Here is an 11,625-nt window from a genome sequence, read left to right as displayed (position 1 = left end):
TACCTTTTTCTAATTGAAAAGTCTCTGCTGTCCCTTTTGAAAGTGTAGCTCTTATATACTTAGCATTACTAGGAGTTGTAATTGTTGATGCTTGTTCTGGTGGTGACAATCTTGAAAGACCGCTGATGTAAATTTTGTTTTCATCATAAAAGGCAATTTCGTGTGAATAGTTTCTAGCGTAAACAGTTGATGGCTCTACTGGTACGAAATCTGTTACATCGTAAGATGTATTAGCACCAACAGTCCCTGTTAAGTAGTTAACAAAATAGTTTACAGTCCTAGAATCTTTGTCAAAAAGATTTTTACCTTGAACTGTAGACCCTTTTATTTTCGCTAGAGTGATTGCGCCTGGTGCAATGTATTCATCTACAATACTGTTTACTCCTGGTGTGGCAGTTATCGGTGTTGTCCCTGCCATTGCCTGTCTAACTTCATCAGATAAATTAATTAATTTTATTTTATCTTTATCAGATGAAATTTTGAAATCAGTTGATGATACGTCTCCTTTGTTCAGTTTTTCCGCCAATTGCGCAGTAACTTCATTGTAATCTTTGTCCAATCTAGCCTTTAAAGTTGGTTGCGCAACATTCTTAGCATCTACCCTTGCTTGCGCTGCTTCTACGCTTGAATCACCCTCAATTACAACTTGGTTAAATTGTTCTTGTACACTTTCGGCTTTACCTTTTGCTTCTGTTGCAAATGTTAAAGCTTGCTCAGCATTGGTTTTTGATCCTTCAACAATCTCTTCGACACCTGTTATATCACGTTCGATGTCCTCTAAATTCCTTTCGTAATCCTCTGCAAAATCAGCGCCCCATTTATTTCGTGGTGGTCTGTATCTCATATTTTCCCTCCTTAACTTAAAAATAAAAAAGAAGCATTAGGAATTAGTTAAAGAGCCAATTAGCTTCTTCATCTCTTCCATCTGCTTCTTCATTTCTTCTAGTTGTTTCTCAGTAGTAAGCTTCTCTTCTTCTACAGGAATAAGAGTTGTACTCTCTTTCTGTTTTAGTTCACCATTACTTATATAAAATTTATCTAAATTTGCAATAACAATTTTAGATACCATGAAAAAATAACGAAAAGGACTTGTTGGAATTATGTCTGTTCCATAAATTACCCTTGTCATATTTCCACTTTCGTCAGCATCACAGTACAGTTGCGTCTTTCCTTCTATCATATTTATCCCTCCAAATATGTACGAATAACACGTACATAGACTTTATTGCCTGTGTAGCCACTTCTAAATCTCACATAAATTCCTGTTTCATTACCAGTAGGATGACCTAAGTCAACTCTAAGTAGTTGACCAACTGTGTCTTCAGTAGCAGTCGTTTTATAAGCTGCTAGGGTTTCTTGTGTTCCTTGTTTTACAACTTCAACTGTGGCTTCATAACGAGGGTCAGATGTTGTTAGTCCTAAGAAAACGCACAAATATCTACCTTCATGACGAAATGCATAATACTGTGCATTCTGTAATTGGTGACTTGACGTTTCAAATCCGTATTGCACTTGTCTTACTTCATCCCCCATTAAGAATGGTTGATGAGCTGATAATGAGAACTGATAACGTAAAATACCATCTTGGATAACTGTATAACCATCTTCTCTTCTTAACCTTAACGCTCCACCAGAAATATCAATAAAACCCGGCTTAATTTTCACATATTTCTGCTGATCAGTTGGATCCATAGCCATAAATTCATTACCATCCCAAAAGAAATAAGACTCTGTACCGATGATTTGAATGTGATTCGTATGAATAGCACCAGCTGTAAGAAGATTTGTATTTATCCCTAGTGCTGTAATAGCATTTTCGAATGTTTGTCCTCCATCAGTTGAAATCCCTAAGCCAGCACTATTCAACAGAACAACTAAATTTTTATTGTTTTTACTAACCGCAACAATACCATTTTCAAAAATCAATTCTGTTTGAGCACTTAATAACGCTGCTGTTGCTAATCGAATTGCTTCTGGCAACACGTTATAAGGGATATTACCTCGACCTGCAAATAAGTCTTGCAGCTGTTTAACAGTGTTACTCAGTTGTGATTGATAAGATTCTCGAATGCTTTTATTTGATATTGTGACTTTCTGTGAAATTAATTCACCCTTTACGTTAAAAGATTCACTGATATTGACAATACGTGTTTCGATATCTAAATTCAGACGATCATCCATTAAAAAGATTCTATCGCCCTCATTTGGTGCATCTTGATAGCCTTGCGCTTGCAATTCAGCAACATCGACGGTAATCGAGACAACTAGTGATTCATCTATGATCTTTTTAACTGCATTAAATAAAGAAGATGCAACTGTATAACGCTCGTCGCGTATGGGTGGTGCATGTCTAATACCAATACCAGGAATAGATGCTAGTGGACTTGTATACGTAACATGTAACCCGTCTTTTCCAAACCCTTCACCGTATGTCGAAAAATCTGTTGAATCCTTTTCAATTGTAATATCCTTTAGGTTGAGGTTACGATGATAAACAAAATCTGTATCCTGCCCGATTCGAGTACGGATATAGACGGTATTTCCTACGATTTCAAACTCTGCCTCGTACGTTTCTAAAATCTTTTGAAACAAATCTAATCGTGAGGAGTCACCAAAGTTTTCTAAATCCTTTGCACCAAACGAGTCTACAATGACAAAATTGTATCCACTACCATTAAAAACAAAGTTCATACGCGCTTGGATTGTCATAGATCCTGTATGCGTTTCGTACTTCCAACTATTCCGCATATCAACAAAAAAGCGATGGACAGCTTTAAGCTCCCACACCGCTTTTTTACCTCTTGCCTTCGCTCTTGGGATGACAACCTCGTATTCATCGTCATCAAATCCTACTTTCCAGCAAGTATCAATATTCTTAAAGTAGTCCTCATTCCATTTTTCTTCATAGAGTGTGAGTGAGATAGACTTTTCACCATTAATACCCCGCTCACGATCTACTGCAGCCTGTAAAGGGTATTGCTCACCTTGTAAGTCTTCTATATACATTGTGTCCATCTCATCACCCCTTGTAGTAGAAACGGAAAGCAAACTGAACGTTTTGAATGCTCGTAGTTCCATTTATTTTAATATCATTCCAACCAGGTTTTAATGTGATAACTTGTCTATTCGTAGAACGATAGATACTTAAATTGTTCTTTTTAGCCTTAAACCCTAATCGCACAGTATCATCCGTAGTCAAGCTACCATTATAACGCCATAAATCGCCTGTAGTTGTGTTTTGAACCTCTACATAGGAATTACATGCGACATTTAAAATAATCTCCATATCGCAGTAAAAAGGGTTAATCGTAACGTTACCAGGATTGTATACACGAAATGATGAAGTATTAAAGGTATACGGCGTGTCTTCGGCTATCAGCCCCATACCCAATTGCCACCACTCTTGATCAAAGGTTTGTGGTGTTAATGAGGTATTAATTGATTCTGCATAGGGAAGCTCATATGTTTCGAATGGTACTGTAAACGTACTAACAAAAGGATTAATTCTCTCTGGTGTCCATTCAGCGCTTACTACAACTGGCCAACGTTTACCTAATTGTTCTTCTTGCACAATATATAGCAGACGACTAGGATCAAACAATTCAAACAGTTCACTTACAAATAAAGAATGAGTATAAAAATTAATAGCTTCAATAAAAAACTCCGCTTCACATCTTCTTGGACCGTGTTCTGATCCGTTGCGATTAATACCTGGTTTACCAGATACAGAATCTGTATAGTGGTTAGGGGATAATGCTGAAGGACGAAAGCTCAACCCTTGTAATCGATAATCTACTAAATTGATTTCTGTCATTTCCTTATCAAATATCCTAATCATTACTTATTCCCCCAGATTGCACGTATACTTCCATTGATGGCTTGCTCATCTTCAATGAAATCAACTAACACTTTTCCGTCAATTTCTGCTGTGAAACTAGAATTCTTAGAAGCTATTGTTCGTAGTAAATCGTTTTGTTCTTTTAATAAAGCTAATTCTTCTTCATTTCCAAAGTCTGAATACTGAATATTATTAGAGTGAGAATGACTTGAAATAGCTAAAGCTTGGTTACTATCATCAAACATCCCTAAAGCCTTCCCTGCTTGCGTCCACAATGTTTTATTACGGTCACGATATGCCGGCTCTGTCGTTAAAATAAACTCTGGATAACCATTCTCCGCTAATGTAGCAGCTTGTGGATGACTAGCTATACCGCCTTTAAAGTAAGGTTTATAGCCGCCACCGCGTGACATAGATTTAATACCTGGATGTCCCATTACACCGCCGTAACGACCGTCCATATAACGAATAGCTGCTAGAGCTGAATCAAGGGGATTACGGCGATTTCCATGCCCTGGCATCATCCATCTTTTAAAAGTTGACCCTATCACTTGGAATAAACCAACCGATGGATCTCCACGTTTGGCGTTAATGTCCCAGTTATTAATCGCATTCGGATTAAAACCAGATTCTTTTTGAGCAATCGTCATCAAAGGATTTAATAACGACATTGGTTTATTTAGTATTTTTAAAGCTTGAGTAATAGCAGAACGAGCCACAGCAGCGCCCTTTCCTGCAAATTCTGCACCCATTCCAAAGCCACCAAAGCTAAAGTCATCAATTAATGTTTGAATTTTTTTCAAAGCTAACTCCTTAATAGCTTTTACAGGGCTCCCACTTGCTTTTCTAAACCATTCTGGAATTAGACTATCTTTAAAGTCGGACACCTTCGACGTGACAGCATCCCATAATGCACCTGGTCCTTTCATAATGGCATCAAAGTAATCACCAACACCGCCTTCGTAACCAGGAAATCCATAGCTTTTTAATAGTTTTTCAGTATGATGGTTTGGTAAGACACTTGTTCCTTTACGTAAATATCGCAGTTCTGGCCCATCAGAACCTGAAAGATACGTACCAACACCTGGCTCATGAATAAGTTCCCGTCCTTTTTCTGAAGTGATAGCCCAACCATCTTCTGGGTGTCCACTAGAAGATGTCCCTTTAGCATAAGCTCCACGAACAACATTTTTTTGAACACGTGGTGGAGCAGACTTTTTCTTCTCTTTAATTCCAAAAAGTTCTTTAATGCTCGTCCAAATACTATCAACTTTATTCCACATCATATCCCAGCCAGAATTAACTTCACCTGTTTCCCAATTAATTTTGTCAACGTGCTCTTCGGCTTGTCCTTGCGCTTCTTTCACAACTTTTTTATGCATATCTTCTGCTGTGCTGACTGCATTATCTCGAGATCGGGCAGCTTCATCTATTAAGCGATTCGCTTGCTCAGTAGTTAGCTCGCCGGTCACATCACGCATATACGTAATTTGCATAACCGTATCTTTATACTGTTTTTCTGCTTCTGCTACTGATTTATCACGTTGTTTGATGGAATTTTGCACAACTTTTGCCGCTTGCTCTGCCGTGATTACACCTGACTGTTCTTTTAAGTTAGAAAGAATGAACTTTTGTTCTTCCGCACTTTTACTCATTGTTTGAACAGCCAGTGTACGCATTTGTTCCTGTATTCCATTGATAGTGAGCTTTTCAGACTCTGTGAGAGCTCTCTTTTGCTCTTTAGCTGTATTCATAATCTCTTGAATTTTCGCTTCATACTCTTGTACTTTTAGCTGCTTGTTAGCATGATTGTCATTCATTTTCTTTAAAACATTTGCTTCTTCTTCAGCTGTTAAGGCTGATGTATTAGCAAACAAATTTTGTGTTTTCTCCAATTGTTTCGCATGATTTTTATCCATGGAAGCTAGTATGCTATTCCCCATCTTGTCATACTTACCAACTAAGCTGTTTAAATTCTCATCTGTGATCACTTCCTGCGTAGCAAACATATTAGTAAGAGCCATCGAAGCATCTTCATCCATTTTCAAATAAGCTCCTACAGCCTTTTGAGTACTCTTGGATACTTCATCACCAAATATTTTTGACTTGATTACAGGCTTGTCTAACTCTTTATCTAAGACAACAGCAGCTGTTCCAAGCGCAGCTACAGATGCAATTGCTATACCAATTGGTCCTGTCAAAACGGATGCTGCTGTAGCGAGTACACCAGCACCGCCTGCCGCTCCTGTCATTGCACCACCAGCAATCGCAGCACCTCCACCTAATCGAGCAATCCATGGGACAACTTTACTCGCACCAGATGCAAGCCACCCAAAGGTTTTTACAAGTGGGCCACCGACAAATAATAACCCTCCAATTGCTAACGTTGCATCTTGAGCAGCAGGGGACATGTTATCAAATCTAGTAGCAACAGATTCTACAGCCTTTTCGATTTTAGGCAAATGACGCTCCGCCATTTCTAATAGGATTTCTCCTAACGGTTCCAAGGCTTCTTGTGACTCACGCCATGCAGCTTTTACACGCACACCAAATGATTCTTCGATTGCTTTAGATGTTTTCTGCATAGATCCATCGACGCCTTTTAACTTACCGTCAATTCCACCAAGGGCGTACATCGCATCAGATTCAAGATCTTCCCACTTGGTTCCATACAAATCGACACCAATTTGATTGGCTAAAGTTTGGTCATCCATACCCTTTAGCTCTGATAAAACCGCGTTTGAGACATCTTTAACGGTTGATTTACCTACTAGATAATCCTTCCACACCTGTTGAGTGCTACTAGACAACTGCCCCATCGCTTCAGACGTCGTTTTAGAGCCGTCTTTTAAACGAATTTGCATTTCTTTCATCGCATCGTTGATGTAATCTAAGTTATAAACACCAGCTTCACTACCGTTTATAAGCAATTGAAAATACTCATCAGCTGAAAAACCCATCTTCGCAAACAAAGGTGCATATTCACTCAAGTTATCAAACATTTCATTTGAAAAATTGAGTCCATTCTGAGCACCATATGCCATTAAATCAAAAGCCTTCTTGGAGTCAACGCCAAAACCTTTCATGACGTTTCCCCCAGCTCTAGTTACTTCATTCACATCCGCTTCAAATACATCCGCTAATACTAATGCGTCTTTTGTTACTTTTTTTAATTCACCGTCATTTAGTCCTTTAATATTGTGTTTAACTTGTACGAGACCACGAGTGACATCTTCCATGCTTTCGCCGAATCCGTCGCTCCAGATGTCCCTAGCTTCTTTTGTTAGCTTTTCAGCCTCTTTGCCCGTCACACCTAACTGAGCTTGGATGCGAGCCTGAGAAGAATCAACGTCATTCGCTATTTTTAAAAGCGCTGCACCTATCCCTGCTACTACTGGCGTAAAAGCACTTCCTGCAGCACCTGCTTTTTGACCTAGCTCACCCATTTGCTGAGCAGCTTCATCTGCTCGCTTTTTTAAGATGTTCAGCTGATTCGATTCGTCTTCAATCTTGTCATTAACACCTTTTAAAGCTTTCTCTACTTTACGCATTTGTTCAACGGCTTTCCGCTGACGTATAAGCATATTTTGAGCTTCTTTTGAGTTTTCACCTTTCGTACGAACTAACTCTTCATATCGACGATTTAACTCTTGTACACGCGTTTGTTGGATTTGAAATTGTTGAGTAAGATTTGCTGATTTTGTTTTTAACTGATCTAAACCATTTTCAAAGTTTCCAAGACCAGATTCAGCAGCTTTCAAATCAGCATCGAGGAGTTTTAAACTACGATTAGTAGCTGCCATATTCTTTGTAAAATCGCCGCTATCCAAAGCTAAATTAACTTTCAAACGTCCTACTTCACCGGCTCCCATTACCATATTCTCACCTCCAGTTACCAGATTTGATCAATGTAGACTTGCTTTGATTGTTTTGTTTCAGCTTGTTCCATGTACAGTTCAAAAAAGAAATGAATGTCCATTGCATCTAATTCATGAAGCTTATGTCCTTGCTTCATTAGATCTCTGTACATTTTCTTAAGATTCTTGTACAGTGTCTGAGGGTGTGGGAGGCTCTGTCTCCCCACTTTCTGATTGGTCATCTTTTTCATATGGATTTACAGGACGTAAACCTTGAGCAAGCATAATAAACTCCGCAATCTTGATGAAAAAGTTATCTTCCGAATCAATATCAATGGCTAATCCGTTGTAAAAATCATCGATTGTAAATTGATTGCTATACGACTCACAAATCATTTGTACTACTTCATCTAGCTCATCAGGTGTTGGGCTATTAAAATCCACTCCTCGTTCTTTTAGCGCTAAAAACTCACGGTAGATGCGACCAGAAATGAATGGTTTGCCGAATTTAATAGGCTTGCCGCTCATCATTAATGTTAAATTCATATTTCCCTCTCCTTTTCAATTAAAAAGACGAGCAAAAGCTCGCCTTTCATTAAGGTGTTGTTAATTCAGTTGGATCAATTACTTCAGTAAACCATTTTGCAATTACCCCTTCTGGAATGTCAGTGTCCGTATCATGCACATCAATATCCGACGCTTCGTCATAATTCCGCTCAATAAACGTCCCAGAAATGGTTGGTGTTTTTGGTTCAGGTGATTCACCTTTCGTACCATGTTCCATACTTGGGGTTTGAAACTTGCCTTTATACAGCCATACATATTTATAGCTTCCATCTGACGTTTCCGAGCGAAAGCCTAATGCTAAGTAAGGCGCTTTGTCTGTCTTTTTACGAACTAAAATACCATTTATAATTTCATGACCTAGCCATTCAGCTTGTACTTGTTTAGGTAGGTGTGTAATACCGATTTCAATTGTTGTGACGCCTGTGCTTGTTGTTACCGCAACCACTCGGTCATCCGCATAAATTGGCGTAGCCGAGGAACCTCGGTTAATATTTGCTGAGATAGCAGGGGCAGCTGGTTTTACAACATCATAGGCAACACCTGTTTTATCATCACTTACTAATACTGCGTATACTAAATCTTTCAAACCAACAGACGCTTGAACTTCTGTCATGTACTATTCCTCCTACATACTTTTTTGGACAAAAGAAAAACGCATAGCCTTGTGATAGACCTGCGTTTCTTTTTCATATAAATCAATGGCACTTCTTCGGGTAAAACCTGCAGATACCAACGCTTCTTTCACCTGGTTTACTAACGATGTATACACAGTTGGATTTTTCGTCCATACGTCAACTTGATAAAAATATTGCGTTAACTGCTCTTTGTCATCTGCATGTAGAGCTGAGCCTTCGTTGTATTGAAAAAATGTAACATACGTATCTAAATCGCCAGGGTAATGAATAGGATAAACAGGATAGTTTAAAGGTTGCAATGTACTCATAATGAGTTTGTTCATACTCATAATTTACTAAGCTCCTGGCGAATAACCTGAGCCATTACAGCTTGAACTTCATCTTTTACCGCGAGAAAAGCTGGCTCAATAAAAGGCTGCGCATCCATTGTAGAAGTTCCATACTCAAGAAACCTTGCATAAAAGGCATTCTTGAAATCTGGTCCAATATCAATATAGCCTTGAACTACTTTGGACACGATAATATTTTCAGCTAAATTCCCTGTTCGTTCAGGCGTACGCTTAATAATTTCTCTTTGCAGAATCTTAGCACCAGCTTGCAGCGCCTTTTCAGCAATACGATCACCTAACGTTTCTAGCTTTTTTAATTCATTCATCAGGTTCTTCATTCCTACCGTATTCATACTCATGGCACATACCTCTTACATACTAATTCAATTTTTTCACCCTTATCATACGTACGATACACGTCATACATCTTTCCTTGATATTCAACTTGTGGTTGTCCATTATAGTCAAATGAAAAAAGCTCAAACATTTGTTCAAGCTTCTCTCCTGCTTGTGCAGCAAAATAAAACTCGCTGCTTTTTACATCTTTCTTGTTCACAAAAACCTGCTTCTTTTCAGATTGATCACTACCCGGTATTGGATAGCCATCCTCATTTTGTTGCTCTTCACCCGGAGTGATTAGAAAAAGCACATCACGATATAGCATGATAATCACTCGACTGACTTAAATGTATTTTTAATGATTTAAATGACTCATTAAGCTTTTCGTAATCTGGATTATCAAAACCAAAATTGGCTTTGACGTACGTAATGATAGCTCGTTTAATTAATGGATCGTTGTCATCCATCGCTTTATCGCCTGAAACCCCAGCTTCTATCAATTCTAAGCGTGCAGCCTCAATTAAATCAATTATTTCATCATCAAAAGCAGCATTGCTCACACGCAGAGATAGTTTCGCTTTATCCAACATTACTCTTCACCGCTTGTCATTAACTTAATTGCTTGATCTTTGCCTTTAATCTTCTCTCCATTTGGCAATTCATAGTAACCACCACCAACATGACGCGGAAAAAATGACTCGTCTACCGATTTTTTGATATAGCCAAGTTCTTGTAATACATTAAAACGTTCTTCATCTTCTCCTTCATATACTTCATCTGGAGAATAGCATGTTAGTGTTTCTTTATCAGTAAATGCTTTAATGACCAATGCTCTCATCAGTCCTCACTCCTTTTTAGACTGTTGCTGCTTTCTTCAGTACGACAAGCGAATTAATGTCAACTGCTTTTCCGTCCACAATCATAATTGACTTTGTCACTAAATCATCCGTTTCATTATCTTCGTATTTTTTTACGCCCATCTGATAATTTGTATTTAAGATGTAATCTTTAAAGTTGTATAAGAAAGCAAACGGCGTTTCAGCTGTTGCTGTCGCGAAGCTGTCAATATAGTTACAAAGAATAACGTTACGACCTAACAGTGTACGTTCTGGCTTTCCAGAAATTCCGTACGTTACGCGTGCAATCGGCTGTCCAGTTGTATCAACCATTGATGCAAAGTTCATAAATGTTTTCTTTGTCATGCACCAAACAGCATTACTTTCATACTCCAATGGCAAAGCTGCTTCTGCATCTGTTAAAGTTTTATATTCGATTTTTGAGACATCTAATGCCTGACCGCTCAGTGGTGTTTCAGCAAGAATACCTTTTGGTTTGCCAATACCATCACCATTAATAATGGCTTGCTCAATAGCCTTTGTCATTGCTTCCACCACGTTATTTACTAAGGTTGTTTCAAACACCGATAGGGCCATAGTATCCACTTCAAGAGATACAGCTACAGCACAGCGCAGTTTGTGGTAATTGAACGTAATACTGCCTGTCGTTTTCTTTTGTTTTTCACTTCCCTCTCCTTCAGCTACCCATGTTGCTACTGGCTTAACGGCAGATGTAGGGACCGTCACACCGCCTTTAATGCTTGTACGGGTAACCAGTGGTAAAATCATTCCTACCGCTTCAATTTTTTCGATAATACGGTTTAATACTGTTTGTGGAATGACAGATCCAACGTCACCTGTTTTTGTTACAGCACGCAATTCAGCTGGAATCTCTTCACTACGCAATACATAATTCATAAATGCGTTTCGATACTCCATCGAATCTGTACCTAAATCACGTTCTTCTGTAGTCGATGTGTTAAAGGTTTGAATAGTACGTGATTCGGCACTTGTTCCATCGTTAATTGATGTTGCTTCTTGCATTAAACGCTGACGTCGCTCAATAGCCGTGGCAGCGTCTTCTAGTTCACGTAATTCTTGCTCTAATTCATCTAAATTGATATTTTCATCGTCACCTTCAAGAATTGAACGAATTTCTTGTCTACGCTGCTGAATACCTTCTAGTGTACGCACAGCAAAGTATTGAATATCAAATGATTTCAT

At 38.6% G+C, this 11,625-nt stretch carries 13 protein-coding genes and 1 pseudogene; all 14 read right to left on the bottom strand.

The annotated features are described in order from the left end of the window. A pseudogene (locus tag A2U94_RS18160) lies at positions 1–844 on the bottom strand (hypothetical protein); the annotation flags it as partial. Between the two features lie 36 nt (positions 845–880). Then, complete coding sequence (locus A2U94_RS18155) at positions 881–1,180, bottom strand: hypothetical protein (RefSeq protein ID WP_025907092.1); 300 nt, start codon at positions 1,178–1,180, stop codon at positions 881–883. A 2-nt stretch (positions 1,181–1,182) separates the two neighbouring features. Next, positions 1,183–3,015, bottom strand: coding sequence for a phage tail protein (locus A2U94_RS18150; RefSeq protein ID WP_062954755.1), 1,833 nt, complete (start codon positions 3,013–3,015; stop codon positions 1,183–1,185). A 4-nt stretch (positions 3,016–3,019) separates the two neighbouring features. After that, positions 3,020–3,838 carry a phage tail family protein gene (locus A2U94_RS18145; RefSeq protein WP_025907094.1) on the bottom strand — a complete coding sequence of 273 codons (819 nt, stop codon included), beginning with the start codon at positions 3,836–3,838 and terminating at the stop codon, positions 3,020–3,022. Next, on the bottom strand, positions 3,838–7,716 hold the full coding sequence (locus A2U94_RS18140; protein WP_062954754.1) for a phage tail tape measure protein: 3,879 nt from the start codon (positions 7,714–7,716) through the stop codon (positions 3,838–3,840). Before A2U94_RS18140 ends, A2U94_RS18145 begins: the two co-directional genes overlap by 1 nt. Positions 7,717–7,730: 14 nt before the next feature. Further along, entirely contained in the window at positions 7,731–7,868 is a 138-nt protein-coding gene (locus A2U94_RS21955; RefSeq protein ID WP_231882781.1) for a hypothetical protein, read from the bottom strand. Positions 7,869–7,872: 4 nt separating this feature from the next. Continuing rightward, complete coding sequence (gene gpG, locus A2U94_RS18135; RefSeq protein WP_025907096.1) at positions 7,873–8,241, bottom strand: phage tail assembly chaperone G; 369 nt, start codon at positions 8,239–8,241, stop codon at positions 7,873–7,875. Positions 8,242–8,290: 49 nt separating this feature from the next. Then, positions 8,291–8,875 (bottom strand): major tail protein, encoded by a 585-nt coding sequence (locus A2U94_RS18130; protein WP_062954753.1) that lies wholly within the window; start codon positions 8,873–8,875, stop codon positions 8,291–8,293. A gap of 12 nt (positions 8,876–8,887) precedes the next feature. Next, complete coding sequence (gp17, locus tag A2U94_RS18125; protein WP_025907100.1) at positions 8,888–9,226, bottom strand: tail completion protein gp17; 339 nt, start codon at positions 9,224–9,226, stop codon at positions 8,888–8,890. Next, positions 9,223–9,585, bottom strand: coding sequence for an HK97-gp10 family putative phage morphogenesis protein (locus A2U94_RS18120; RefSeq protein WP_025907102.1), 363 nt, complete (start codon positions 9,583–9,585; stop codon positions 9,223–9,225). Before A2U94_RS18120 ends, gp17 begins: the two co-directional genes overlap by 4 nt. Next, positions 9,582–9,890: a phage head closure protein gene (locus A2U94_RS18115; protein ID WP_062954752.1), complete on the bottom strand. Its 309-nt coding sequence runs from the start codon at positions 9,888–9,890 to the stop codon at positions 9,582–9,584. Before A2U94_RS18115 ends, A2U94_RS18120 begins: the two co-directional genes overlap by 4 nt. Next, positions 9,877–10,155 (bottom strand): head-tail connector protein, encoded by a 279-nt coding sequence (locus tag A2U94_RS18110; RefSeq protein WP_062954751.1) that lies wholly within the window; start codon positions 10,153–10,155, stop codon positions 9,877–9,879. The genes A2U94_RS18115 and A2U94_RS18110 overlap by 14 nt, the downstream gene beginning before the upstream one ends. After that, positions 10,155–10,403 (bottom strand): hypothetical protein, encoded by a 249-nt coding sequence (locus tag A2U94_RS18105; protein WP_062954750.1) that lies wholly within the window; start codon positions 10,401–10,403, stop codon positions 10,155–10,157. Before A2U94_RS18105 ends, A2U94_RS18110 begins: the two co-directional genes overlap by 1 nt. A gap of 16 nt (positions 10,404–10,419) precedes the next feature. Next, positions 10,420–11,625, bottom strand: coding sequence for a phage major capsid protein (locus A2U94_RS18100; protein ID WP_051567033.1), 1,206 nt, complete (start codon positions 11,623–11,625; stop codon positions 10,420–10,422).

The sequence above is a fragment of the Bacillus sp. VT 712 genome, from assembly GCF_001614195.1.
In the GTDB taxonomy this organism is placed as follows: Bacteria; Bacillota; Bacilli; order Bacillales; family Bacillaceae_H; genus Priestia; species Priestia flexa.
This window is presented reverse-complemented; position numbering and strand designations above follow the sequence as displayed.

What these genes read in the sequence shown, in the direction of transcription:
- A2U94_RS18105 (WP_062954750.1), bottom strand. Translation starts at nt 10,403, where the DNA reads ATGAGAGCATTGGTCATTAAAGCATTTACTGATAAAGAAACACTAACA.
- A2U94_RS18115 (WP_062954752.1), bottom strand. Translation starts at nt 9,890, where the DNA reads ATGCTATATCGTGATGTGCTTTTTCTAATCACTCCGGGTGAAGAGCAA.
- A2U94_RS18130 (WP_062954753.1), bottom strand. Translation starts at nt 8,875, where the DNA reads ATGACAGAAGTTCAAGCGTCTGTTGGTTTGAAAGATTTAGTATACGCA.
- A2U94_RS18155 (WP_025907092.1), bottom strand. Translation starts at nt 1,180, where the DNA reads ATGATAGAAGGAAAGACGCAACTGTACTGTGATGCTGACGAAAGTGGA.
- gp17 (WP_025907100.1), bottom strand. Translation starts at nt 9,226, where the DNA reads ATGAGTATGAACAAACTCATTATGAGTACATTGCAACCTTTAAACTAT.
- A2U94_RS18145 (WP_025907094.1), bottom strand. Translation starts at nt 3,838, where the DNA reads ATGATTAGGATATTTGATAAGGAAATGACAGAAATCAATTTAGTAGAT.
- A2U94_RS18140 (WP_062954754.1), bottom strand. Translation starts at nt 7,716, where the DNA reads ATGGTAATGGGAGCCGGTGAAGTAGGACGTTTGAAAGTTAATTTAGCT.
- A2U94_RS18120 (WP_025907102.1), bottom strand. Translation starts at nt 9,585, where the DNA reads ATGAGTATGAATACGGTAGGAATGAAGAACCTGATGAATGAATTAAAA.
- A2U94_RS18150 (WP_062954755.1), bottom strand. Translation starts at nt 3,015, where the DNA reads ATGGACACAATGTATATAGAAGACTTACAAGGTGAGCAATACCCTTTA.
- A2U94_RS18110 (WP_062954751.1), bottom strand. Translation starts at nt 10,155, where the DNA reads ATGTTGGATAAAGCGAAACTATCTCTGCGTGTGAGCAATGCTGCTTTT.
- A2U94_RS21955 (WP_231882781.1), bottom strand. Translation starts at nt 7,868, where the DNA reads ATGTACAGAGATCTAATGAAGCAAGGACATAAGCTTCATGAATTAGAT.
- gpG (WP_025907096.1), bottom strand. Translation starts at nt 8,241, where the DNA reads ATGAATTTAACATTAATGATGAGCGGCAAGCCTATTAAATTCGGCAAA.
- A2U94_RS18100 (WP_051567033.1), bottom strand. Translation starts at nt 11,625, where the DNA reads ATGAAATCATTTGATATTCAATACTTTGCTGTGCGTACACTAGAAGGT.